The organism is Flectobacillus major DSM 103, assembly GCF_000427405.1.
GTDB classification, from domain to species: domain Bacteria; phylum Bacteroidota; class Bacteroidia; order Cytophagales; family Spirosomataceae; genus Flectobacillus; species Flectobacillus major.
This window is the reverse complement of record NZ_KE386491.1, coordinates 627,014-653,069: the sequence shown is the minus strand read 5'-3', so window position 1 is coordinate 653,069 and position 26,056 is coordinate 627,014. Positions and strand designations below refer to the sequence as shown.

Below are 26,056 nucleotides of genomic sequence, written 5' to 3'. Positions count from 1 at the left end.
TTTTACATAAAATTAACATCTTGTTTTTTTATCTTTTTTTGTGCCAATTTTTAATATATAAAAATAATACAATTTTCCTTCATTTTGTCATACAGTTAAATTACAAACTTCAAAGGAATGAAAAACTCTTTTATAGGTTTTGTTGAAGATTTGTTAAACAAAATCTATAATTTCGTACTTCGAGGTAGTTTCAACGATTAAATTCTTCTTATAATGATACTGATTATTGGTGCTGGAATTGCAGGTTTAACTTGTGCAAAAAAACTAAAAGAAAGAGGTATTAATGCCCTTATTGTAGAGGCTTCTGATGCTATTGGAGGGCGTGTTAGAACCGACTCAGAAAATGGATTTTTACTAGATAGGGGCTTTCAGATACTGCTCACGGCTTATCCCGAAGCTCAGCACTTACTCAACTACGATTCGCTAGACTTGAAGGCATTTCAGTCAGGAGCTTTAATCAAAGTTGATAATCAACCCCAAAGCTTTGAAATACTCTCAAATCCTTTTCAACAACCAAGTACCCTATTTCAGTCGTTGTTTAGCAAAATTGGTTCGTTGACCGACAAGCTCAGGATATTACGCTTGGTAATAGATACTCAAAATCTGAGTGATGAAATACTAACATATCAAGGTATTTCGACTATTGATTTTCTAAGAAACTATGGTTTTTCTGAATCGTTTATCCAACAGTTTTTTATGCCTTTTTTTGGTGGTGTTTTCTTGGAAAACGACCTTGCGACCTCCTCGTCTTTTTTCCGCTATATTTTCGGGAAATTTTATGAGGGTGAGGCTGTTATACCAGCTAAGGGCATACAGGAGATTCCTAAACAATTGGCTAGCCAGCTCAGTCCCAACCAAATTCGACTCAATACCAAGGTTCTGAAAATTGAACAGAATAAAGCCTACTTAGCAAATGGAGAGGTACTCGTAGCCGACAAGATTATTGTGGCTACAGATGGCTTCAATGCAGCAAAATTACTAGGTAATACACCTCCAACGCACTACAACAGTACAACTTGTACCTATTTTGAAGCTCAGTCGTCGCCTTTAGCTCACAAAATGCTTGCCCTCAATACCAATAGAAAGGGCTTGGTGCATAACCTTTGCGTACCAAGCGACATCGCTCCAGGGTACGCACCTGTTGGCAAATCGCTTATTTCGGTATCTACTCAGGGGCCTATTGCTGCTTCAGGCGAAGAGTTATCTGTACTAATTAAAAAAGAACTGGAATCGTGGTTTGGAAAAGAAACAAGCCTCTGGAAGTTTATTAAAAGTTATAAAATTCCTCATGCTCTAAATACATTTGGTGCAAGTAGTACCTTAGGCACTTCCTTCAAAATTACTGAAACACTTTATCAATGTGGCGATTATACTACGTATCCATCGTTGAATGCTGCCATGATGTCGGGTAGAAAAGTTGCTGAATTACTGTAAGGGTGTCTTCTCAATTATGCTATTCTATAAGCAGGCCAAACAATACACCTGCTTATAGAATTTCTGATGCTAGTATTGCCTAAAATATGCTACGAATTAATAGCTTGTGCAATAGCCTCGCCCGAAAGAAAAGCCCCTTCTACATTACCCACGCCGAAGCCATCGCCCCCAATAATAATAGGATAACCCGTCAGCCACAAATACGACAAACTACTTCTTTGGCTCACCAAGCTATATCGCCAACGGTGCGTTTGGATATGCTGGATATACTCAGGTTTTATTAGGCTACTTATTGACCCAATCAACTCCAGCCCTACTTCATCTACAGCTCTTTCCAAATTTTGTTTACTATACCAATCCGATGCGTGCAAGGTAAGCGTTGAAGTAGTAGTAATACCTTTTTCGGCATTATCCACAACCCAAGCAACAGGCTGGTTTTCTTGAATAAGCCCTCCTTTTAGCGACGCTATAGGTTGCTTTAAGGTAACCAATACAGCAAAACATGGGTCGTATTGAATATCCTGTAAAGTGATATTATCGTGAGTATCAATAGAAATTTGACTATCGCTCAATAACTGTAAAGCCTGAGGCACAGGAATAGTAAGCACCAAATAATCGTACTGATAATGTCCCCCCGACTCGGTTTGTACTTCGTTAAAAGTAATTTTCACAGCCTTTTCCTCATAAAAAATCGTGATTCCTTCTGCCATAGCTTTAGGAATGGTATTCATACCTTGGCTACCAATATACCTCGGATACTTTCGCTGAGCCACTTGCCATGTGGTGGCAATACCCTTGGCGACTAACTCGTCCATCACTTTTTGAAAAGCCAACGATTTTACCGAAAAATACTGAGCCCCATGGTCGGCTTTGGTAGCACCTAGTCTTCGAGTCGACATTCGTCCTCCTACTCCTCTACTTTTTTCCAGAACACAAACATCGTATCCTTGTTGGGTCAATAGCCTTGCAGCAGCAATACCAGCCATGCCAGCTCCAATAATTACAACTTTATTTTTCAAAATAAATCAGTTTATTATTATCAATAGTATTCGGTATTAATCAAGGGGTATAACTTGATATTACTTTATAAACGATTAAACCCAAAACTGCTTAAAATGTTGACAAAAGCTTGAGGATAATACCTAATAAATAAGAATAACAGAGGTATCATGCTTCTTTTATTTCAAAAAAATCCCTAAAATGTATAAGAATTAACTTAATAACTGATAAAAGTTTCGGGATTTAGAAATGATTATTTATTAACTTTGAGCAGTCGTATATTATACTTGTAACACAACAAATAACCTTTTTTATCAACACCAAGATAATTTACGGCACAACCCACAATGTTTAACCATCTGAATACCAACAACTTTACACAATAACCCTCACACAATGAGAAAAATATTTATCTTTTTAATCATTCTTTCGGTATCATTTAGTTGTAAAAAAAGCAATGATAATTGGCAAAAAGAGGCATCTAACCCTGAATTTTTACGTCGTACCCAAGCACAATTAACCGAATCAATCATACACGACATATTTGCCCCGCCTGTATCTAGCCGTATTTATATGTATTCTTCGCTAGCGGCTTATGAGGCATTAGCAGCAGGCAACCCCCATTATCAATCAATGGTTGGGCAATTCAATGGCCTTGAAAAAATGGCAAAACCCGACTCTGGCCAAGTATATTGCTATCCATTGGCAGCAGTAAAAGCCTACTTAACAATTGGCAAAAACCTTACTTTTGCCCAAGAATTGTACGAAGACTTCGAGAAAAAACTTTGGGCCGATTTTAAAGCCACAGGTATTCCCGACGACGTATATGAGCGTTCTGTTGCTTTTGGCGATTCGATTGCCGCTTCGGTAATGAACTACTCCAAAAAAGATAATTACAAACAAACACGAGGTTTTAGATATACCGTTACTCAAAAGAAAGGCACATGGGTACCTACACCCCCTGCGTATATCGATGCAGCTGAACCTTATTGGTCAAAAATCCGACCTGTTGCCTTAGACTCATCGTCACAGTTTATGCCTCCTACTCCTTACGAATACAATATGACAAAAGGCTCGCCTTATTATAATATGGTAATGGATGTTTATAATACTATCAATAACCTAACAGAAGAACAACGTGCTATTGCCAACTTTTGGGACTGTAATCCTTTTAAAATGAATATTACAGGACATGCTATGTTTGCTACCAAAAAAGTATCGCCAGGTGGACACTGGATGGCTATTGTTACCCAAACGTCTCGTCAGCTCAATGCCGATATTTTCAAAACTGCCGAAGCCTATTTAATGACTTCTATGGCTGTTTTTGATGGCTTTATTTCTTGTTGGGATGAAAAATATCGCTCTATCAAGGTTAGACCAGAAACGGTTATCAACGAAAATATCAATAAAGATTGGCAACCAGTACTGCAAACGCCTCCATTTCCAGAGTATACTTCTGGTCACTCGGTAATTTCGGGAGCAGCCTCAACGGCATTATCACATGTACTCGGCGACAATGTAGCTTTTGCTGACTCGTCCGAAATGCAATATGGCTTACCCGTACGAAAATTCAAATCGTACCACGATGCCGCCGAAGAAGCTTCGATTAGCCGCCTGTATGGTGGCATTCACTTCCGCCCAGCCCTTGACCTAGGTTTGGTACAAGGTAGAAAAGTAGGGAATTGGATTGTATCGACTATCAAAACGGAAAAATCTAAATAAGGAGAATCTATCCTTATTAAATACAAAGTGCCAAATTTCATCGTAAATTTGGCACTTTGTATTTAATAAGGGTTGCTATTCATTGGCCTCTCTTAAATATCATTTTTCATTTCAAAAGTTAAAACAACCAAATGCCCCTTCCACAAGCATTGTTAGACTCGCTGAGTCAGGTAAAAGGATTCCAGCACGATTCCTTTGTAAAAACACACCTTTTGGCAGATTCCCCTACGTCCATCAGAATTAATCCCTCTAAAATAGCTACTTTACCTCCGTCGTTACAAATTGCTGATCCTGTACAGTGGTCGAGGTATGGGCATTATTTGGTAGAACGCCCAATTTTTACATTCGACCCTCTATTTCATGCAGGCACTTATTATGTACAAGAGGCCAGTTCGATGTTTCTGGAATTTGCTTTAAGAAAAACCGTCGATTTAGAAAATGACCTTCGTATTTTGGATCTATGTGCTGCCCCTGGCGGAAAAAGCACGCTTATTGCCAGTTTGATTACCGATGGCTCTTTGCTGGTAAGCAACGAGGTAATCAGAAGTCGTGCCAATATATTGGTAGATAACCTTAGCAAATGGGGACAAATCAATACGTATGTTACCAACAACGACCCCAAAGAATTTGCTAGACTAGGCGGTTATTTCGATGTTATGGTTGTGGATGCTCCTTGTTCGGGTTCGGGCTTGTTTCGTCGTGACCCTGAGGCTGTTGAAGAGTGGTCGCTCGACAACGTAACACTTTGCTATCAACGCCAGCAACGTATTTTGGCCGACGCTTGGGACTCACTCAAAGAAGGAGGCATATTATTATATTCTACTTGTTCTTATTCCAAATCAGAAAACGAAGATATACTTGATTGGGTAGTCGATAAGCTAGAAGCCAAATCTATTAATTTGGGTAAAGGCGATGAGCAGTCACTTCAGAAGTGGGGCGTTGTTGGTACAGAATCTGACAAATACGGAGCTTATGGTTTTCGCTTTTTTCCAGACCAAGTAAAAGGAGAAGGCTTCTTTATTTCAGCGTTTCAAAAAACTACTGCCGATTACCAGCCAGTAGCAAGGCCAAGAGTCAAACCACAACGTACCAAAAGCTTCAGGATGGAAAAAAGTATCTTTGAACAATGGGTAAAAAACTTAGACAACTACAGCTGGTTCGACAAAAACGATTCCTTTTTCTTATTTAACCCTAGCCACGAGCAAGATTTAAAAATACTCCAGTCTAATTTATATATCCGAAAAGCCGGAATTCTGTTAGGAAAAATTGGAGGCAAAGATTTAATTCCAGAACATGAATTAGCCTTGTCTACCTTATTGCCCAAACATATTCCAACCCTTTCATTGCAGATCGATCAAGCCATCAGTTATTTGAGGCGAGACGATTTTATGCCCGAAACCGCCACAAAAGGTTGGTGTGCTGTTACATTTGAAGGGCATCAACTTGGCTGGGCAAAAGTTTTATCTAATCGAATCAATAATTACTATCCAAAAGAGCTAAGGATAATGAGCCGTCCAAGCTGATATTGTGATAAATAATTGATAAGTTTGTATGAAAAATACAAAATATCGGTGTATTTGGTGTCGAAAAAAAAAACATCCGTTTATACTGTAACTATTTTTTCTATTTTTGTATTGAAATTGTAATGTCTGCAAGTAAGATTTGCAAAAGACCATGTAGCTTTTTTGGTTAAACCTATCATTATTTTATAAAGGCAAGCTAGCTACCCTCCTAACAAATCTGAAAATTAAGTGTTTATAAACTGAAAAACAGCACACAGTAACTAGACTATCAGTAGCAATACCCCTTATCCAACCAACTACTTATAGGATAAAAAACTGTACCAAGAAACGCATGATTAACGAAGAAGCAAACGAAATTACGGAGCAACAGGGTGGCAATCCTCAGGAGGAAATTGAAGCGACATCTGCCCAAGTGTTAGAATTGGCCGATACCACTGATGCTGACACAACTGAAGCTCAAACAGTTGATTATTCTACTTTCCAGAAAAAAGACTTCGTTGAGTTATTGACCAAACTCTTAGCCGATGTCAAAGAACAACCTTCAGTAGGTTCATTCCGCAAATCTGAAGACGTTTTAAAAGAAGTTCGACCTCTTTTCGAGCAAATCAAATCGGCGGAACGCTCTCAGGCATTGACCAAATTCAAAGAAGCCAATGAGGGTTCTGAAGAAGGTTTTGAGTTTAAATTTGATGAGTTAGTTGAACAATTTGACAAACTTTTTAAAGCACTAAAAGAAGAACGCTCGAAATACTTTAATAGTATTGAAAAAGAAAGAGATAAAAACTTTAGTCTTAAAACCGAGTTGCTCAACCGACTTAGAGCTATTGTTGAAGGAGAAGATAACTCTGACCCTATGCATATCAAGGCAGGCTTTAGCGAATTCAAAAAAATTCAAGACGAATGGAAAGCTGCAGGAAATATCAACTCGCCACACAATAACACGCTTTGGCAAACATATCATGCTTTAGTTGACCGTTTTTACAGCAACAGAAGTATCTATTTTGAATTGTTGGAACTCGACCGCAAGCGCAATCTCCAACAAAAAATAGAATTATGCTCTAAAATTGAAAAAATTGCAGAAGCCGCTAAAACCGAAATCGTTACAGGAAAAATCCTTGACGAAGCTGTAGCTGCTTTTGAAGAATATAAGCATATTGGCCCTGCTCCAAAAGAAGAAAATGAATTAATCTGGCAACGTGTTAAAGATGCTTTGGATATTATCTACGGAAAACGTCGTGAGCAGCTAGAAACACAAAAAGCTGAATCTGAGCAAGTTTTCGCCCTAAAAGCTTCAATTGCTGAATTGGTTGAAACATTTGCTTCTTTCTCGACAGAATCAATTGCAGAATGGAACGAACGTACCAAAGCATTGTTGGCTTTACAAGACCAATGGAACAATGTAAAGGGCTTCATGCCAAAAGAAAAAGGTAAAGAATTAAGCGATAAATTTTGGGGAAATATCAAATTATTCTTCAAAAATAAAGGTGAATTCTTCCGTCAATTAGAAGGAAAACGCGAAGAAAATCTTAAAGCTAAATTGGCTATTATCGAGCAAGTTGAAACACTTCTCAGCTCTGGCGAGGATTCGCAAGATGCCACCAACGAAGTAATTCAATTACAAAAGGCTTTCCGTGAAATTGGTCATGTTCCTGAAAAAGATAAAGATGCTATCTATGAGCGTTTCAAAAAAGCTTGTGATGGTTTCTTTGATGCTAAACGTGCCAAAAACCAAAATATCGAGAAAGAATTTGAAGCCAACCTTGCCAAAAAGGTAGCCCTTTGCGAGCAAATAGAAGCTGAAGCTGTCGAGGGTGCTGAAACTGCTAAATTGGCTGAATTCAAAGCTCTTTGGGCAGGTATCGGGTTTGTACCTAAAAAAGATATGCAGGCTATTGGCAAACGCTATATTACAGCTATCAACAAGTATGTAAGTGCTATGGGTAAGCTTTCGGGTAAAGAAAGAGAACAATTGGCTCTACAAACTGAGGTTGATATTCTAAAATCAAGAGGTGATTTTTCACCAAAAGATTTAGGACGCAAAGAAAACGATATTCGTCGCAAAATTCAGCAAGTCGAAAACGATATTGCTCTTTACAAAAATAACCTTGAATTTTTCGCAAAATCTAAAAATGCTGATAAATTAAGACTCGATGTAGAGGCCAAAATCAAAAAAGCAGAACAAGAATTAGCTCATTTCAAGCATCAATTGAAAGTAATTCGTGAAGCGGATAGATAATCAATTTTGATTGGCAAAACTGATATTTTATATGGCAGCCCCTCAAGGTTGCCATATTTTTTTACAAAAAATACAAAATATAACGTATCCACAAATCCTTTGATTATCAAAAACATACGAAAAACTTACAAAAAAGTTTAAAATTTCTTTGATTAAATGCTTGCATAATACATTTCAACCGACTAATTTTGCACCACGTTAAACGATAAACGAATCGCCAACGTTGAAAAAAGCCTTCTTAGCTCAGCTGGTAGAGCAACTGACTTGTAATCAGTAGGTCATTGGTTCGATCCCGATAGAAGGCTCAAAACCTAACTCCAAAAGAGTTAGGTTTTTTTGTAATTTTCAGTTTCTTAAACTGAGCGTTTTAGAAACCACTTCTCCAATAATGACACTATCAAGTCTAAACTAAAAGGTTTACTCAAATAATCATTCATCTTAGCATTCTCATAGTCATCTTGGCAATCGTCGATAGAATTGGCGGTCATTGCAATAATAATAGGCTGATATTCCAGTTCGTTCCGAATCTTTAAGCTTGCTTCGTATCCGTCCATTTCGGGCATCTGTACATCCATCAAGATTATATCGTACTTTTTGTTTTTGGCAGCCTCAACAGCTTCTTTACCATTCTCGACCAAATCTACTTTGTACCCTAACTTTTCCATAATCTTCAAAACCAATCGCTGGTTCATGATATTATCTTCGGCAATCAGAATCGTCAATGGATGCCTTTCTGCAAAATCACTTGCTAATTTACTAATATTTTTTGTACCCGATATATCCCCTCGTTTTTCTACTTTTTTCAAAATCGTCAATAAGGTTTTATTCAGCAGGTGCTGTTTTACGGGTTTTGTCAATACTGACGCAAAAAGATTGGGATACTGCTTATGGGCATCATCGGTTACTGAACTTAATAGTACTATAGGTACATTCAAGTTCATTTGGTCGATAGTCAATGCCAAGTGTAAGCCATCCATTTCGGGCATTTGCATATCGGTAATAATCAAATCAAAATGCTGATTGGCTTTACCCAAAATATCAAGAGCTTCTGCGGCCATACTTGCCAATACAACCTTAATTCCCCATTGCTCTAACTGAGCCTTTAAAATATTCCTGTTGGTCAGATTATCGTCTATCACTAGCACTACCTTGTGGTCGAAAGTAGCTACATTCATCAAGCGGTAGGTTTGAATAGGCTCTTTGCTAATTTGCGACTGTATCGTGAAAGAAAAGGTACTTCCTCGGTCTACTTCACTTTGAACGCTCATAGTACCTTTCATGAGTTTTACAAGCTTTTCACTAATCACCAAGCCCAAACCCGTACCTCCGTATTTGCGTGTCATAGAGGAGTCTACTTGCGAGAAAGCCTTAAATAGGCGTTCCATTTTATCACTTGGAATTCCGATACCTGTATCTATTACCTCAAAGGATAATTCGATATCATCGCCAATTTGCTTGGCAAGGCTTACTTTTACCAATATTTCACCCTTAGGCGTGAATTTAATAGCATTTCCTACCAAATTAAGTAATACCTGACGCAATCGCTGTTCGTCGCCAATAATTTGTGAAGGTACATTATAGGCAATTTCATACATCAGGTCGAGAGACGACTCTGCGGCTTTTGTAGCAAATACATCTAGCATTTCTTCAATACAGCCTCTTAGGTCAAAACACCTTTCTTCTAGCTCCATATTCCCCGACTCTATTTTCGAGAAATCAAGAATATCGTTAATGACAGTCAGGAGGTCTTCGCCACATTGTTTGATAGTGCGCGTATAAAAGTTCTGTTCTTCTGTCAATTCCGTTTCGTTCAACAAGGCCGTCATACCAATTACGCCATTCATAGGCGTTCTTATTTCATGGCTCATTGTTGCCAAAAATACACTTTTGGCACTATTGGCACGTTCGGCATCTAGTCGAGCCTTATGTTCTTCTTGGGTAGCCTGCAATAATTGAGCTGTTCTTTCGGCTACTTCCTTTTCAAGCAAATCTTTTTGTTTTTCGATACTCCGTAGCCTAATTCGGTAGAAAAGCCATACAAGGCCAAATAACAAGGCTAAAACAGTGAATTTAAACCACCATGTCAACCAGAACGGTGGTAAGATAACAATTTCTAGGGTTGTTCCCTCTGCATTCCAAATATCGTCGTTATTAGAGGCTTTTACCCTAAAAACATACCGCCCAGGATTGAGATTGGTATAGGTAGCACTTCTTTTCCTTCCAACATGATTCCATCCTTTATCAAAACCCTCTAACATATAGGCATACTTATTTTTCTCGGAAAGGGTAAAATTCAGTGCTGCAAATTCGAGGGTAAAAACGGATTGGCTATAGTTAAGTACAATACGCTTGGTTTCGCTAATGTGTGTGGGGAATGAGGCATTGTCTCGTCCTGTAATAATAGGTTGATTAAAAATAGATAAGCTGGTAATATAAACAGGCGGCACAAAGGTGTTATCCTGCATAGCATCAGGATTAAAGCTATTAAAACCATTAGAACCTCCAAAAAACAATTCGCCATCTTTGGTAGCAAAACAAGCTCTAGCCTTAAACTCGTTTCCCTGCAAGCCATCAGAGATAGAATAGTTACGAATAATATTGGCTTTTGTATTAAATTTTGTAATACCCTGATTAGAGCTTATCCATAAATTACCATGTCGGTCTTTCAATATTCCTTTGATTGAATTATTGGCAAGCCCATTGGTTTCGGTATAAACCGTAAATTTTCCCGTTTTTTTATTGAATAAATTTAAGCCTCCAGTAGTACCTATCCATACAAATCCCGAAGCCGCATCGAGCAAGTAAGTTATAAAGTTGCTCGAAATACTTTCCTTGTTTTTGGGATTATGGCTATATTGGGTAAATTTTTGGGTAGCACGGTTAAAGCAACCCAAACCGTTTTCGGTACCAACCCAAATATCATGGTCTTGGTCTTCAAAAACAACGTTAATATTATTGTTGGGCAGTGAACTAGGGTTCTTGGCATCGTGTTGGTAATTGATAAAGTATTGGTTTTGTGTATCAAAAAAGTCTAGTCCTCCATTCCAACCTGCCAGCCAAACATTGCCATTGCTATCAGCTATTACATTATTGATACTACTCGATGCAACGCTATTGGTATCTGCCCCACGAGGCATGTAATTAATAAATCGTTTCTGTGTAATATCATACAAGCCAAATCCTCCTCTATGATACCCCAGCCCAAGTACATTGGGCTTGATAAGCGTTACTGACATCACAAAATTACTCTTGAGGCTGTTACTATTTTGGGGATTATGTTGTATATAGCTAAATCTTTTTGATGCTCTGTCAAAGTAATTCAGGCCTCCACCATCTGTACCAATCCAAAGGTTATCGTTTTCGTCGCCAGTAATAGCAAGAACAAAGTTGTTGTTGAGGCTATTCGAGCCTAAAACGTTTTTGTAATGTTTAAACTTAGGGCCAAATTTGGGTAAAAAGTTAGCTCCTCCCGACCACGTACCCACCCACATATTGCCTATATCGTCTTGATAAAGGCTATATACCGAGTTATTACTTAAACTCGTAGGTTCGTTGGGGTCAAAGAGGTAGCGAACAAATTTTTGGGTTTGCATATTCAATACACTAATACCTCCATTTTCAGTACCTACCCAGATATAGCCATGTTGGTCTTCGGCCAACGATAACAAGTCATTATGCGAAATAGAGTGGATGTCGTTAGCATTGTGCTTAAATACCGTAAAATTATCAGTTTCGGGATGGTACAGATTCAGCCCTCCACCTCGGGTGGCTACCCACATTCTTTTTTTAGAATCTTGAAAAATAGAAGTAACCCAATTAATCGATAAAGAATTAGGTTGATTTTTGGTATGGAAGTAATGTTTGAAAGTCTGCTTTTCGGGCGAAAAAATATTTAGCCCATTTTTCGTACCAATCCAAATATTTCCATGAGTATCTTCAGCAAGGCGATAAATAAAATTTTCGCTTAGGCTATTAGGATTATCTGCTTGATGCTGATAACGTTTGGCTCTTCCTGAGTTTTTGTCAAATAGCATCAAGCCCTCGGCTGTACCAAGCCATAGCCTATTTTTACTATCTCTAAACAAATCACGAATTTTGAGGCTATTGTATTGAGTAAGGTAATGAATAAATACATCCTTTTTGCGGTCAAATTTATCTAACCCACGGCTAGTAGCTACCCATAAGTCATGGTTTTCGTCCTCTAATATATCGTATATATAATTATCGACAATACCCTGTTTATCATTTGGATAATGCTTATAAACAGTAAACTCATATCCATCAAACTTATTGAGCCCTTCCTGCGTTGCAAACCACATAAAGCCTTGTCGGTCTTTGAGCATAGCACTAACTTGACTTTGCGAAAGACCTTGGCTCGTACCAAAATGTATAAATGAAGGGTTAGCAATTTGTGCCACAAGCAAAAGCCCCCTCATCAACATAATACAAATAAGCAAATACCTTACTTGGTTCATATAAATTCGTAGTTCACTAAACAGTTGATACAGCCCAAAACAACAACTGCAAGCTTCAGTAGTCAGCTAATCCTAATACAGTAATGGGCAGTACTACAATACTAGACCTAATGTTAGAGTTTTTTATGAGGTAGGCAACTTTACTTATATAAACAACGCCTTGCAATATAGCAATACAAAAGGTATCAAAAGCGTATTTCTAAATAAAAACAACAAAATTCAAATGTTAAATGGTAGTAACCAAAATTAACTAATTTTTAATGAATTATAGTCCTTCAAAATCTAAATAAATTTAGATTTATCAGAAGGCACTTTCTTTTCAAAAAAATTAAAATTACTCTTTCCGCTTTCATCAAAAAACTGCATCACTTATCCCAAATATGGCTTTTTTAAACTGAGCAGAGCTACAATACACACAACAACCTGATAATCAAGATGATACAATAATGAAAATATAACAAAAATAAGATTATCCATTTTATCGAGAATCAAGGCCATATTTTTTACAACCAAATATTCTTCACAAATCATAAATTTTCACCTCCCTTCATAAAAAAAGGCAAAAAAACTTACAAAAACTTCTTGCATAGTTCAATTATTGCTACTATATTTGTTTATGTCAGTTCCTAAGTACTCACAAAATTTATACGCTTAGTGTTTTTCTCAATTCGCCGTTACAAACTAAATGTATTTATTAGCCACTAATTGATAAAGACGTTATTTAGTTACAGTAGAAAAACCACTATTAATCAAGTAATATCATTATTTAGTAAAAGCGATGAAAATCTATTGAAATATACATGTGCTTTACAAAAATAAAGCCTGTGTACTATTTCTTGAAGAGAAAACCTTAAATCCCGAAACTTATTTTTTGAAAAGTTAATCATTTTTCAGACGGTTGTCGTATATATGTCATAAGCATATTGATATTGTATTATACTGCCGATAAGTAGGGTTATTAACACTAAATATTCTTTGCTAATACTTGGTCACGTATAGATTTTGCTAGTATAGAATGGATATAATTATATACTATCACATTAATTAATCCTTGAAACTTTTATGAATCAGTCCCTTACTTTACTTAAAAAAAATGCTGGCATGCTAGGAGCAAAAAGCATTGTTGTTACTTTAATCGTATTTGCTTATTCTACGTTCAATAACCGTTTAGTTGCTCAAAACAGAGCCGTTAAGCTTGACCATATCAGTTTTGCCTTGGGGCATACCCTCGAAAAACAAAGAGCTACAACCTTTTTCCAAACAATTTTGGGTGCTACCCAATTGACTACCGACGCAAACAATACGTCAATCCTAGAGTTTGAGCTTTGTCCTGGAAGCCCTGTAATTAGAGTTTTCAAGAAAGAAACACCCGAACCATCGGAAGTATGCAACTTTAGCAAAAGCGTAGACAAATGGGAGTCATGTGTGTCTAATTATGGTATGATTTGGACTACTATTAGTACACCCAACTTGAAAAGAACGATTAAAGATTTGAAAGCGGCAGGTTTTCCTATAAAAATGAGCAAAACTATGCTCCCTCAATCACCCAATGTAGAGGTAGCGATTACATCGCCTTTCAATAACCAATTAATTTTGTTGGTTCAGAAAACCGAAGGTAACGACGAATACTGCAAGATAGAAAACGTACAATTGGTAGTAGAAAATCTTAGAAAATCTTTGTCGTTTTATGAAGATACAATGGGTGCTAGTGATATTACATTTATCAATGAATTTACAGCACAAGCCAATATTGGAGGAAATACCTTTATTTTGGCCGAACCTGAAGGCTTGGTATTGAATGAATCTAACTTCAATAAAAACGGAAAAAGCGATAGCAGCCTAATTAAAGAGCACTTTAGCTTTTTGTTTGAAGACTTAGAGCAAAATGTATATGCCATCAATGGTAAAGGCTATTTCTTTAAAAATACGCCAGTACCTCAATACCGTGACAACAAACATAGCCATTTTTCAAATGGTCAAATTTTAAGCCCAGACGGCCTAATCATCGACCTTGGTGATTTAGTGGTTAGCCGTTATTCAAGACAGTAACTTACACAACATTATATATTATATCCTTACTTGTTTATTTTTTAAAAACTAATATCATAATCCTTACAAAAATAGAAGTAGGTATTCATCTGAATGCCTACTTCTTTGTTATTATGCCCCTTTAGTATGTATTATTCTCTTCGATTTATCGTTCTATGATTGGTATATTATTATTTTTGCCAATAAAATAGCTCAATAGCATGAAATTGAAGTACATTATTACCTCCCTAAGTATGTTAATAGTCTTTCAAACTTTAAGTGGATGTATTTGGGCTCGTCGATGCCCCGAAAAAACCTGTAGAGTCAACACCGAGCACCGACATGAGGGCGGGTCATTTCGCCCAAGAGCTGCTTTTTCGTGGACTTACACCAAAAAACATTGGCCTTGGAAAAAACTAGGAGGCAACAAGAAATTTAATGGTAAAAAAGATAAAAAGACTGGTAAGAAAAAGTTTAAATATCTATTACCAGGCGAACGAGTAGATTTTGATAAAAAAAATTAAAAATATAGGGCCAAAGCTTTTGGAGGCTTTATGCCTCTGTACCTTTACAACTCTGTTCTGCCATAAGTTTCTAGAACGACTTTAACATCTTAATTTTGCCGAATTACTCACTCATATATGAATTTAATCAAAGTTGCGGCTGGGGTTGTTAATCAAACTCCCTTGGCTTGGGAAAGCAATAAACAAAATATTATTGGTTGTATTGAAGAAGCCAAGAATCAAGACATCAGCATACTGTGCCTTCCCGAACTATGTATTACTGGCTATGGCTGCGAAGATATGTTTTATGCCAATGGTACTTGCGAAACGGCTATTGATATGCTCGAAGATATCGTAGACCATACCGCTGGTATCATGGTAGCAGTAGGCTTGCCAATTAGAATCAACAACCGAGTATATAATGCGGCCTGCCTAATCGCCAATAAACAAATTAGGGGATTTGCCTGTAAAAAAACACTTGCCAACAATGGTATTCATTATGAAACGCGTTGGTTTCAGCCATGGCCCGAAAACGAACGCACAGAATTGGCTATCGGAGAATTTAGCTATCCTGTCGGTGATTTAGTTTTTGAAGCTGATGGTATCAAAATTGGCTTTGAAATCTGCGAAGATGCATGGATAGCCAACCGCCCAGGCCGAGCGTTATATCTTCAGGGGGTCGATATTATCCTTAATCCTACTGCTTCACATTTTGCTTTCTTCAAAACCCAAACCCGAGAACGCCTCGTACAAGATGGTTCTCGTGCTTTTGGCGTAGCCTATATTTATGCTAATTTGTTGGGCAACGAGGCTGGCCGTGCTATTTTCGATGGCGATGCTATGATTGCTCAAGCTGGCGAAATGTTGGTTTCGGGAACACGTTTTAGTTATAAAGATTTCTACCTTACTCCTGCAGTAATTGATATTGAAAAGTTACGGCTAGAACAAACCCAAAATAGACTAACATTTAGTAGCTCCAATAAAAAAGTTTCATTCCTTTTCGACTTCCCTGCTATCAAGCCTGTTCGCAATATTTATGCCCTCGAACATTGGGAAGCTAAGGGTTTTCAGAAAGAGGAAGAAATGGCTCGTGCTATTGCCCTAGCTTTGTTTGACTACCTACGCAAATCTAAATCTTCGGGCTGGGTAATTTCGCTTTCTGGAGGTGCCGACTCATCGGCTATTACAGCACTTTGTTTTTTGGCTATAGAATTGGGGGTAGCCGAACTAGGCATAGATGGTTTCAAACAGAAATTAAGTCATATCAAAAAAATTCAGGATTGTACTTCGGTTGCTGAATTATCAAAAGCCTTGATTACAAATATTTATCAAGGAACTGAAAATAGCTCGGATGATACCCGTTATTCGGCAAGCTCTTTGGCCGAATCGCTTAATACTACGTATTACGATATTAATATCAATGGACTTGTAGAAACCTATAAAGGGCTTATCCAAGAGGCTATCGGCCGTCAATTGGCTTGGGAAACCGACGACCTCGCATTACAAAATATTCAGGCAAGGGTACGTGCCCCTAGTGCTTGGCTATTGGCCAATATCAATAATGCACTCCTTTTGGCTACCTCCAACCGCTCGGAAGCAGCCGTTGGCTACGCTACCATGGATGGCGACACCGCTGGCTCAATTTCGCCTATTGCTGGTATTGATAAACACTTTTTGAGACATTGGCTCAGATGGCTCGAAAATACAGGGCTTGACGGACAATTGAAAGTAGCTGGACTTCATGCTATGAACAACCTTCAGCCAACGGCAGAACTTCGTCCTTTGGCTTCCAAACAAGTCGATGAAGAAGACTTAATGCCTTACGACCTCCTCAATGCAATTGAAACAGCTGCTTTTAGAGATAAAAAATCACCAAAAGATTGCTTAATTTTGATGGAGTTAGAGTTTGATAATATTTATAGCAAAGATAAACTGGTACAGAGTATCGAGCGTTTCTTTAGGCTTTGGAGTAGAAACCAATGGAAACGTGAAAGATATGCCCCTAGCTTTCATGTCGATGACCGCAACCTCGACCCTCGAAGCTGGTTACGCTTCCCGATATTGTCGGGTGGTTTTGAAAAAGAACTTGCCGAAATGCACGACTATGTCAACAACGTAAAAACACGTAGCCGCAGAAGACGCATTGGCTTTTAGTCATTAAAGATTTATTCCGAACAGTTATCCAACGATATTGGTGTATCGTTTTTATTTTATGCTACTAGCCATTGACATCGGCAATACTGATATTGTATTTGGCGTTTTTGATAACCAACAATGGATTCATCAATTTCGTATTAATTCCTCATTTTCTGTGCGTTCGCAAGACTATGAGGCTCAGCTAAGGCTATTATTTTTAGAAAACTCGCTCAAAATTAGCGATATTTCACAGGCTATCATTAGCTGTGTTGTTCCTGATTTAAGGGTGGTAATCAAAGATATGGTCAACGAAATGTTTGGTATTCAACCCATTTTGGTAGGGCCAGAGATGTACAGTATCCTCAATATGGAAATTTTGAGCCCTTACGAAATAGGCACAGACCTAGTATGTAATGCTACTTATGCTTATTATACTTATCGACAAACATGTCTGGTTGTAGATTTTGGCACAGCCTTGACTTACACCGTTGTGTCGGGCGAGGGCAAGATTTTGGGAGTATCCATTGCTCCTGGCCTCAAAACAGCCGTAAAATCACTGTTCTCGAATACAGCTCAACTTCCTGAAGTTCCCCTAAAAATGCCAGATTCGGCTATTGGCAAAAATACAGTACATGCTATTCAGGCGGGGGTGTTGTGGGGATACGTTGGTATGGTTCGTGAAATGATTCATCAAATCAAATTAGAAGTTGGACAAGAATGTAAGGTACTTGCTACGGGCGGTTTGTCGTCGATTCTTACGCCATTACGTGCCGAATTTGACGAGGTTGACAAATCATTAACTCTTAATGGCCTCAAAATTATTGCAGATTTATATCAATAGGTAAGTCTGTAGAGTTTTGCAACTAAATACCTCAAACAATAAAGCTTGAAAATACCTAAATTTGAATAGTTAAGTATTAGAAGTAATCTATTTTAGACTTACATAAAAATCTATCAATCAACTGTTTGTCTAAAAAATCAATTGAATTATCAATTCAAAAGTCAATCTGTTAATAATAACAGATTGACTTTTTTTATTTTTTTAAAATCTTCCTGCAACGTTTTATTTACTTCTTGCATCTTATCACCAAAACCTATCCTTCGCAAGCAACACTCCCAATAATTTTTATGGCAGTTTATTACCATTCATCATTTAGGGAAGCCGATCAGGTAGTTTGCATTGCAAGGTAGTGTGTATCGCCCTAATTTTGAATTAACAATCAAGCATCATAACTATCAACATTCTAAGATGGCACCTCTCCTATTTGGAACATACTTATAATGGCTAAATTTAAAAATCATGAAACGATTATTACTTATCATCACATTGGCAACTTGTGGATTCGGCTACGAGAGTTTGGCACAAGTAAAAGGTAAAATTTCAGGTCAAGTTACCGATAATAACAATAAAATTGTTGAGTTTCCGACGGCCACCCTGCTGAAAGCCAAAGATAGCACTTTGGTAAAAGGAGCATTGGGCGACCTCAATGGGATATTTGAATTTGAGAATGTAAACAAAGGCGAATACATTGTAAGTATTAGCCAATTGGGATACAAAAAATACTATTCACCTAAGATCGCCATCAGCGAAACCAATCTTCAAATAAATCTAAAAAATATTCAGGTGTTTGAAGAAACCAAACAACTCAATGAAGTAGTAGTAACTGCCCAAAAGCCTTTTATTGAACGCCAAGTAGACAAAACGGTAGTAAATGTCGAAAACAGCATCGTTGCGTCGGGTTCTACGGCATTGGAAGTACTCGAACGCTCACCCAATGTAATGGTTGATAAAGACGGAAACATTACCTTGAAAGGCAAACAGGGTGTAAAAGTGATGATTGACGGTAAAATTTCGTACTTAACAGGCCAAGATTTAAGCAACTTCCTCCGCAATATGTCGGCAGAACAGTTGTCTCAAATCGAAATTATGACCAATCCTTCTTCAAAATACGATGCCGCTGGTACTGCGGGTATTATCAATATCAAAATGAAGAAAAATGTTAATATGGGGCTAAATGGCTCGGCAAACGTTGGGGTTGGGCATGGCAAACACCTAAGAGAAAACGCTGGCCTAAACCTTAATTACCGCAATGGCAAAATTAACCTTTTTGGTAATTATAACTGGAACGAAAGAAGACAAGAAAATACCAACGATATTCTACGTAATTTCAAAGAACAAGGTGAAATATACCGTGCCCAAAGCTTGCGCGTTAGTAAAAGTTATAATCATTCGCTAAAGGCTGGTGCTGATTATTTTATCAATGACAAAACTACTATTGGAGTGTTGATTAATGGCTCTATTGGCCGATGGGGAGCCGATTCGGCCGTAACTACCACTACCAAAATGATTAATAATCAGGTGGTTCAAACTATCCCAACATCTAATAGAGCGAGCAACCCTTGGAAGAATATTTCAACCAATTTTAACCTCAAACATACATTCGATTCGACAGGACGTGAACTTACCCTCGACTTGGACTATGCCTATTACAATGACAGAACCGACAATAACTATATAACTCAATATTTTTCAGGAGCAACATTAGGCAACAAGTTTCGCTCGGATTCGCTCCTAACCAACAAATCATTGTCGGGTATTAATCAATATTCATTTAGATTAGATTACACTTTGCCTGTTTCAAAAAATACTAAATGGGGAATGGGACTCAAAGCTAGCTATGTAATAACAGACAATGACTTGAAATTTTTTGAGCAAAAAGAAGATTCTAAAGAGCTAAGTCTTCTTGCCAAAAACAGCAACAACTTTGTATATCGTGAAAATATCAATGCAGGATACCTAAACTACCAAACCAAAATCAAGAAGTTTAGCTTTCAGTTAGGGTTACGTGGAGAATGGACTATTGCAGATGGAAAGTCGGCAGGATATGCTTCGGCCAAAGACTCTACTTTTAAAAGAGATTATTTCAAATTGTTCCCAAGTGCATTTGTACAATACGAAGCCAACAAAAACAACACATTTGGCATAACCTATAGCCGTAGAATTGACCGCCCTGGCTATGACCAACTAAACCCGTTTGTATTCTTCTTGGACCCGTATACTTACGAAGTAGGTAATCCGTATCTAAGACCACAGTTAACCAATTCATTTGAATTGACCCACTCGTTCAAAGGAATTCTTTCTACCACTATCAACTATAGCCATACTGTAGATGTAATGTCGGAATTGTTGAAACAAAATAACGAAACCCGTACAACCTTCCAAACGATGGACAACTTGGCAACACAAGATAACTTAGGAATTACCCTTTCGGCTCCTATTCCTATAACCAAATGGTGGATGAGTGTGAATGAATTTAATTTGAGCTATGCCAAAATCACTGGTCAAATTCAAAATGCCAATATATTGCCAGAAGCAACCAACTATTATTTCAATTCTAACAACACATTTTCTCTACCAAACAATTACAAAATTGAGTTTGGAGGTTGGTATAGTTCGGGCGGTTTGTGGAGTATTTTTAGAATAAGCCCACAAGGAGCTGTTAACTTTGGTATTCAAAAAACGCTTTTAGACAAAAAGGCTACCCTAAAATTAAACGTACAAGATATTTTCTTTACCAACAAAGCTACAGCTTCTACTCAGTATGGTTCTGTTGATATTAAAGCCGCTAATACTTGGGACAGCCGTCAGGTACGTTTAACATTCAGTTATAGATTTGGTAACTCGAAAGTGGCTGCTGCCAGAGGACGCTCGACTGGATTGGATGAAGAAAAAAGCCGTGTGAAAAACGGAGGAAACTAATATCAATAATACTACCAAATAACGAAAGACTTGAGAATGGGACGTTTAGTTTCCTTTCTCAAGTCTTTTTAATAACTGTTCAACTTGTGAACACCTTTTTTTCATAGCCATTTAATTACCGCTGATTAACGTAAGTCTAAATAAGTCGGCTGGTTTACCATCATAAACTCAATGAATGATTTGAACCTAGTCTTTTTACTTTTGAGATTTGAAGACGATACTTCATTTTTAGAAGCATCCGAGTTTGAGCTTGCTTGTGATTCCTTCACAATTAAGTCGGCCAACAACAAATTGTATTTCATAATAATGGTATTTAAGTGAAGAGTGCCTATATCAACAAAAATGATTGCTTATAAAAGATACCCAAATAGTAATAATTTGACAATCAAACTATTATACAATCATTGGCACTCACAAAAACAGTATGGTATCTTTTTTACATTACTATGACGCAAAGATATATCAATAGGTTTCAAATAAACCAAAAATATAACTATTCAAATACAAGTTCTTTAAATACTCATATTTCATTGAACATTACCAAGAAAACCTTCTCAAAATAAGTCAATAAACTCTTTTGTTATTTTTATTTTGGAAAACCCCTAAAAACAAAAAAGGCTAGTCGAAACCAGCCTTCTGCTTACTCTTCTAATTTCATTCCTATCAATGCCGCAAATCTTCCTGTTTTGCCTCTCTCTTTTCTGAAAGAGAAATAATCTTCATTGTGTAATATCGTTGAAAACTCCGAAATTTCAATTTGGTTTTCGGGCAAACCACAGTTTAATAATTGTACAAAGTTGGCTTTTTTTAAATCTATAAAGAATTTTTGCTTTTCGGCATCAAATCTTTTAAACTCAGGCATAAACTCATCGGCTACTTCTAATCCTACCTCAAAAGAACACTCGTCGATACAAGTACCCACATAAGCAAAACAATCTGCAGGATTAGTCTTAAATTCCGATTGCATTTTTTGAATCGTTTTTGCAACGATTTGTTTTACCGTACCTCGCCATCCTGCATGTACTGCCCCTACAGCTTGCTGAACAGGGTCAAAAATCAAAATGGGTGTGCAATCGGCCACGGTTACACTAATAAAAACCCCTTTTCGAGCTGTAATCAAGGCATCATAACCTTGATATGCCTTACCACGTGTTACCACCACTATTTCATCGCTGTGTGTTTGGTACGAATGGGCAACACGCCGCTCGCCAATACCTAATGCTTGATAGAATTGACGACGATTTTTCAAGACGGTTTCTTTACTATCTCCACTATACAACCCTAAGTTCAGAGAGGTATAGGGTTTTTCACTAAATCCCCCATGACGGGTACTTTCAGCAACCACTAAATTAGTAAATTGCTGAAAAATTTCAGGTCGTTTGAACATGTTTTATAAGTTTTATGAAGTTCCCACTACAAAATTACGAGAATATTAAAACGCCCAAACTACCATTCAATAATTCATTTGGCCAAGCCAAAGGGGTAGTCAGACAGGTAAATGAAGGAGTGCTGAATTTTGTATGCAGAGTGGCGAGTTTAATTTACAGACTATAGAACGTATGGTATTTTCTTTTGTAAAATTCATAAAAAAAAGTATCATATAATAAAAGGCAATGTCCTATACAGCAGCCTATTTTATAGATATTCAATCATTTTTTACAAAATAGCAAGCTAATTATACTCAAGTATTTTGTTCTAACTATCAGATTTTGAATCATTATTTTGCTCAAAAATATGAAGTTTGTTGCCCCATGAAAACACATATTATTATAGTTTGGGTTATCCTAACACTGTCGCAATGTACGACAAACAATACCTCACATACAGCCCAGCAAGCAGGCATAGCCTTGTCGTTTGATGATAGATTTATTGAAGAATGGTTTCAATTACGGCCTTTGTTGTTGCAATACCATACCAAAGCTACCTTTTATATTACTCAGCCCGACAGCCTTAGTCCTAGAGAAATAATGCTTCTCAAGATTTTAGAAAAAGATGGCCATGAAATAGGCTGTCATGGGGCTCAGCATATTCGTTCACTACCATTTGTTTGGCAAAACTCACTGGCCGAGTATATGCAAGTTGAAATTTTTCCAGCATTAGCTACTATGAAAAAGCAAGGCTTTTCACCTATTACCTTTGCCCACCCAGGCGGTTCTCAATTTTGGTGGATAGACCTTGCTCTACTCAAGCATTTTGTATTATTACGAGATGTTTCGCTCAAAGAACGTAAGCTTTACGGTTTTAGTTACCACCGAAATATTGAACAGATAAACGAAATTTATTACGATTTTAAGGGACAAAAACGAGTTGAGGCTCTATTAATCGACGAGAGTAATCAGCTAACTTGGCAGGAGCTTCGATGGGCGTTGGTCAAAGCCCAAAAAACCAACACAGCCCTGATGCTATTTGGCCACCGCCCCCTATCAGCTAGCAACCGCCTAGGCACCGATTATGGTTTTGACATAAAAAGATTAGAACAAATATTAGCAGAAAGTGCTAAATTAGGTCTGAAATCTTATACAATGGCAGAATTAGTACAACCATGATACGCTTTTAAGTAGTATTTTGGCATTTTGCCCTGTATTTATACTCATCAATTATCAAACAAACCTTTATTCATGAAAAAACAGTATTCCTTCATCACAACATTATTACTAACAGCCTCTCTTGCACAGACACAAGCACAAAATGCTGATTCGGTTACTATCAAAAAGTTTTTTGATGCCACTCTTTCTCATGGAAAATCATACCCTTGGCTTCGCGACCTAACAACCAATATTGGTGGGCGTTTGGCTGGCTCGGCCAATGCCGCCAAAGCTGTACAATGGGGCAAAAGCGTTTTAGAACAAGAAGGTGCAGACAAAGTATTTCTTCAAGATGTAATGGTACCTCACTGGGAACGTGGAGCAAAAGAAGAAGCGTATATTTTGAATGGTAAACAAAAAATCAATGTGCCTTTGCTAGCATTAGGTGGCTCGATAGCTACCCCCAAAAAAGGGATTTTGGCAGAAGTAATTGAGGTGAAAAACTTCCAAGAATTACGAGCCTTGGGCAAAGAAAAATGTGAAGGAAAGATTATCTTCTTCAACCGCCCAATGGACCCTACCAAAATCAGTACTTTTGAAGCTTATGGCCAAGCTGGCGACCAACGCCGAAGCGGCGCTAACGAAGCCAGTAAAGTAGGTGCTGTTGGTTGTATTATCCGTTCATTGAGCAATACCCTCAACGATTACCCACACACGGGGTCTATGCAATATGCCACAGGTGTACCTTTGATTCCTGCTGGAGCTATCAGTACTAATGCCGCAGAATTATTGAGCAAAACCTTACAAGAAAACCCTACTACTAAATTCTTTTTCAAACAAAACTGTGAGACCCTCGACGATGCCCCTTCTCACAACGTGGTAGCTGAATTAAAAGGCTCTGAAAAACCTGATGAAATTATCGTAGTGGGTGGCCACCTCGATTCGTGGGATGTAGCTCAAGGTGCACACGACGACGGTACAGGTATTGTACAATCCATGGAGGTTTTGCGGTTGTTTAAAGAACTAGGTATTAAGCCTAAAAGAACTATCCGTGTAGTATTGTTTATGAACGAAGAGAATGGCAACCGAGGAGGTATCAAATATGCAGAGTTGGCCAAACAAAATAATGAAAAACATATTTTTGCTTTAGAGTCGGACAACGGAGGTTTTACCCCTCGTGGGTTTGGTATTCAGGGTGGTTCACCAGCCGTTTTGGCCAAAATCCAAGGATACAAAAATCTGTTAGCTCCTTATGGCTTACATGAAATTGAAAAAGGCGGAGGCGGTGTCGATATTGGCCCTCTTGCTCCACAAGGTACTGTTTTGATTGGTTTCAAGCCCGACCCTCAGCGTTACTTTGAATACCATCATGCCTCTAATGATAAATTTGAAACCGTTAACCAACGTGAATTAGAAATGGGGGCTGCTTCGATGGCATCGTTGATTTACTTGCTAGACAAATACGGTCTTTAATACCAGTACAAACATTAGTCATCCCGATTTTTTAGCAAAAACAAGGCGGTCGAAATTAGTTTTTCGACCGCCTTGTTTGATTAATAGTCAATAAATGCCTTACAATTGTGTACTTTTTTCCAATAAATACAAACAAGAGGTCTCTATTGTAAATTATCCCAAAATATTGGGAAGACTCATGTTTAACGAATATCGTCTAGGAGTATAAACCGAAAGCTTATTTATACGTGCTAATAGAATAACAATTCAGATAAAAAACATCTTCTATAAGGGTATTTACCTCCAAGAGGATATGTTCTCAATAACTTTTTTTACTTATTACAAACAACTAGGCGATTTTTTCTCTGCTTCATTAAACTTCTCTTCCCAAAATGCAGGCTCGTGTACGTCCCAAGCATGACACCCGAAGGGTAATTTCCCCAATTTTTGAATAGACCGTTGCGGAAAAAATTCAACCGAAAAAGCAAGGGCTTCACGATAATCGGGAGTTTTGATATGCTTAACAAAGCGGTTTACTTCTATACCAAAAAATACATCTTCGTTGAATTGATGCCCATTCTGAGCTAAATAATAATCTATTTTGACCCTAAACTGGTTGGTTACCTTCAAAAAGGCACTCACTTTTCTGAGCGAAAAGCCTCCATTGCCTACGCTATTTTGTAAGATAATCTCTTTGGGCGTAATACCGTCTTCTTTGGTGAGTCCCAAAACTGTCGCTATTTTCTTTTTTATATTAAACCGTATTTCGTCTAATGGCGACGTAAACTCCCAATCTCTCAACCAGGGTGCACCAATATAATCATACCCTTTTTGACACCATTCTGTTAATTGATCGCTAAAAATGTAGGCATCTAACTGATAAATTAAAATATATTCAAAATCTACAAATCGCTGATAAAATTCTGACGACATCATCAGTCGGTTATACGCCTGAATATCAGCAAAATACATAGACGGGAAATTTTCAACACTCAAATTGTCATATTGTACCAACAAAGCCGACAAATCCAAATGCTCAGGTTTTGCGATTATCATAGGGTGGTTTTTCAATACTGAGACACAGCGTTCAAGCGACCTCCTTTCGCCATTGCTTAGCACCGCTTTGTACATTGGAATCACTACTGCAACCTCTTTTTTCAACATAAATATCAATGATTAAACAAGCTCGAAAATCGACTCATTGTTATTTCCAAATCTTCGTGCTTGCTAATGTACGTTAATACTGATTTTTGAATCCTACAA

General features: G+C 37.7%; 16 protein-coding genes and 1 tRNA gene. 12 read left to right on the top strand and 5 right to left on the bottom strand.

Features of this window, described 5'->3' with window-relative positions:
- Positions 1 to 213 precede the first annotated feature (213 nt).
- Positions 214 to 1,434, top strand: coding sequence for an NAD(P)/FAD-dependent oxidoreductase (locus tag FLEMA_RS0104535; RefSeq protein ID WP_026994435.1), 1,221 nt, complete (start codon positions 214 to 216; stop codon positions 1,432 to 1,434).
- An 89-nt stretch (positions 1,435 to 1,523) separates the two neighbouring features.
- On the opposite strand, the gene FLEMA_RS0104530 is transcribed toward FLEMA_RS0104535, so the two are convergent.
- Positions 1,524 to 2,453, bottom strand: a complete 930-nt coding sequence (locus FLEMA_RS0104530; protein WP_052353947.1) for an NAD(P)/FAD-dependent oxidoreductase — start codon at positions 2,451 to 2,453, stop codon at positions 1,524 to 1,526.
- A gap of 376 nt (positions 2,454 to 2,829) precedes the next feature.
- On the opposite strand from FLEMA_RS0104530, the gene FLEMA_RS0104525 reads away from it, so the two are divergent.
- From FLEMA_RS0104525 to FLEMA_RS0104510, 4 genes are all read left to right on the top strand, one after another.
- Positions 2,830 to 4,155 (top strand): vanadium-dependent haloperoxidase, encoded by a 1,326-nt coding sequence (locus FLEMA_RS0104525; protein ID WP_026994433.1) that lies wholly within the window; start codon positions 2,830 to 2,832, stop codon positions 4,153 to 4,155.
- A 131-nt stretch (positions 4,156 to 4,286) separates the two neighbouring features.
- Entirely contained in the window at positions 4,287 to 5,678 is a 1,392-nt protein-coding gene (locus FLEMA_RS0104520; protein WP_026994432.1) for a methyltransferase RsmF C-terminal domain-like protein, read from the top strand.
- 331 nt (positions 5,679 to 6,009) lie between these two features.
- Entirely contained in the window at positions 6,010 to 7,914 is a 1,905-nt protein-coding gene (locus FLEMA_RS0104515) for a DUF349 domain-containing protein (protein ID WP_044170799.1), read from the top strand.
- Between the two features lie 232 nt (positions 7,915 to 8,146).
- Positions 8,147 to 8,219: transfer RNA gene (locus FLEMA_RS0104510), tRNA-Thr, on the top strand.
- 48 nt (positions 8,220 to 8,267) lie between these two features.
- Here the strand turns inward: FLEMA_RS0104510 and FLEMA_RS67500 are convergent.
- Complete coding sequence (locus FLEMA_RS67500; RefSeq protein ID WP_044170797.1) at positions 8,268 to 12,389, bottom strand: hybrid sensor histidine kinase/response regulator; 4,122 nt, start codon at positions 12,387 to 12,389, stop codon at positions 8,268 to 8,270.
- A 1,062-nt stretch (positions 12,390 to 13,451) separates the two neighbouring features.
- Between FLEMA_RS67500 and FLEMA_RS0104495 the strand changes: the two genes are divergently transcribed.
- The 5 genes from FLEMA_RS0104495 (at position 13,452) to FLEMA_RS0104470 (ending at position 20,816) form a co-directional block, all read left to right on the top strand.
- Positions 13,452 to 14,438 (top strand): VOC family protein, encoded by a 987-nt coding sequence (locus FLEMA_RS0104495; RefSeq protein ID WP_026994430.1) that lies wholly within the window; start codon positions 13,452 to 13,454, stop codon positions 14,436 to 14,438.
- Positions 14,439 to 14,671: 233 nt separating this feature from the next.
- Positions 14,672 to 14,941, top strand: a complete 270-nt coding sequence (locus tag FLEMA_RS0104490) for a hypothetical protein (protein ID WP_144080039.1) — start codon at positions 14,672 to 14,674, stop codon at positions 14,939 to 14,941.
- A gap of 117 nt (positions 14,942 to 15,058) precedes the next feature.
- Positions 15,059 to 17,074 (top strand): NAD(+) synthase, encoded by a 2,016-nt coding sequence (gene nadE, locus FLEMA_RS0104485; protein ID WP_026994428.1) that lies wholly within the window; start codon positions 15,059 to 15,061, stop codon positions 17,072 to 17,074.
- Positions 17,075 to 17,132: 58 nt separating this feature from the next.
- A complete protein-coding gene (locus tag FLEMA_RS0104480; RefSeq protein WP_026994427.1) occupies positions 17,133 to 17,897 on the top strand; it encodes a type III pantothenate kinase in 765 nt (254 codons plus the stop codon).
- 459 nt (positions 17,898 to 18,356) lie between these two features.
- The gene (locus FLEMA_RS0104470) at positions 18,357 to 20,816 is read left to right on the top strand and encodes an outer membrane beta-barrel family protein (RefSeq protein WP_026994426.1); all 2,460 of its coding nucleotides are present in this window, start codon (positions 18,357 to 18,359) and stop codon (positions 20,814 to 20,816) included.
- A 125-nt stretch (positions 20,817 to 20,941) separates the two neighbouring features.
- Here FLEMA_RS0104470 and FLEMA_RS76900 read toward each other — a convergent pair whose 3' ends face one another.
- Together FLEMA_RS76900 and pgeF are read right to left on the bottom strand one after the other, a co-directional pair.
- Positions 20,942 to 21,118 (bottom strand): hypothetical protein, encoded by a 177-nt coding sequence (locus FLEMA_RS76900; RefSeq protein WP_159102651.1) that lies wholly within the window; start codon positions 21,116 to 21,118, stop codon positions 20,942 to 20,944.
- A gap of 338 nt (positions 21,119 to 21,456) precedes the next feature.
- Entirely contained in the window at positions 21,457 to 22,203 is a 747-nt protein-coding gene (gene pgeF, locus FLEMA_RS0104460; protein ID WP_026994425.1) for a peptidoglycan editing factor PgeF, read from the bottom strand.
- A gap of 364 nt (positions 22,204 to 22,567) precedes the next feature.
- On the opposite strand from pgeF, the gene FLEMA_RS67495 reads away from it, so the two are divergent.
- Entirely contained in the window at positions 22,568 to 23,362 is a 795-nt protein-coding gene (locus tag FLEMA_RS67495) for a polysaccharide deacetylase family protein (RefSeq protein WP_052353946.1), read from the top strand.
- Between the two features lie 72 nt (positions 23,363 to 23,434).
- The gene (locus tag FLEMA_RS0104450; protein WP_026994424.1) at positions 23,435 to 24,814 is read left to right on the top strand and encodes a M20/M25/M40 family metallo-hydrolase; all 1,380 of its coding nucleotides are present in this window, start codon (positions 23,435 to 23,437) and stop codon (positions 24,812 to 24,814) included.
- 318 nt (positions 24,815 to 25,132) lie between these two features.
- Here the strand turns inward: FLEMA_RS0104450 and FLEMA_RS67490 are convergent, their stop codons facing one another.
- On the bottom strand, positions 25,133 to 25,957 hold the full coding sequence (locus tag FLEMA_RS67490; protein ID WP_044170795.1) for a DUF5672 family protein: 825 nt from the start codon (positions 25,955 to 25,957) through the stop codon (positions 25,133 to 25,135).
- Positions 25,958 to 26,056: the final 99 nt, after the last annotated feature.

Excerpts from the sequence above, each read along its gene's own strand:
- FLEMA_RS0104535 (WP_026994435.1), top strand. The coding sequence starts at position 214 with ATGATACTGATTATTGGTGCTGGAATTGCAGGTTTAACTTGTGCAAAA.
- FLEMA_RS0104525 (WP_026994433.1), top strand. The coding sequence starts at position 2,830 with ATGAGAAAAATATTTATCTTTTTAATCATTCTTTCGGTATCATTTAGT.
- FLEMA_RS0104520 (WP_026994432.1), top strand. The coding sequence starts at position 4,287 with ATGCCCCTTCCACAAGCATTGTTAGACTCGCTGAGTCAGGTAAAAGGA.
- FLEMA_RS0104515 (WP_044170799.1), top strand. The coding sequence starts at position 6,010 with ATGATTAACGAAGAAGCAAACGAAATTACGGAGCAACAGGGTGGCAAT.
- FLEMA_RS67500 (WP_044170797.1), bottom strand. The coding sequence starts at position 12,389 with ATGAACCAAGTAAGGTATTTGCTTATTTGTATTATGTTGATGAGGGGG.
- FLEMA_RS0104495 (WP_026994430.1), top strand. The coding sequence starts at position 13,452 with ATGAATCAGTCCCTTACTTTACTTAAAAAAAATGCTGGCATGCTAGGA.
- FLEMA_RS0104490 (WP_144080039.1), top strand. The coding sequence starts at position 14,672 with ATGTTAATAGTCTTTCAAACTTTAAGTGGATGTATTTGGGCTCGTCGA.
- nadE (WP_026994428.1), top strand. The coding sequence starts at position 15,059 with ATGAATTTAATCAAAGTTGCGGCTGGGGTTGTTAATCAAACTCCCTTG.
- FLEMA_RS0104480 (WP_026994427.1), top strand. The coding sequence starts at position 17,133 with ATGCTACTAGCCATTGACATCGGCAATACTGATATTGTATTTGGCGTT.
- FLEMA_RS0104470 (WP_026994426.1), top strand. The coding sequence starts at position 18,357 with ATGAAACGATTATTACTTATCATCACATTGGCAACTTGTGGATTCGGC.
- FLEMA_RS76900 (WP_159102651.1), bottom strand. The coding sequence starts at position 21,118 with ATGAAATACAATTTGTTGTTGGCCGACTTAATTGTGAAGGAATCACAA.
- pgeF (WP_026994425.1), bottom strand. The coding sequence starts at position 22,203 with ATGTTCAAACGACCTGAAATTTTTCAGCAATTTACTAATTTAGTGGTT.
- FLEMA_RS67495 (WP_052353946.1), top strand. The coding sequence starts at position 22,568 with ATGAAAACACATATTATTATAGTTTGGGTTATCCTAACACTGTCGCAA.
- FLEMA_RS0104450 (WP_026994424.1), top strand. The coding sequence starts at position 23,435 with ATGAAAAAACAGTATTCCTTCATCACAACATTATTACTAACAGCCTCT.
- FLEMA_RS67490 (WP_044170795.1), bottom strand. The coding sequence starts at position 25,957 with ATGTTGAAAAAAGAGGTTGCAGTAGTGATTCCAATGTACAAAGCGGTG.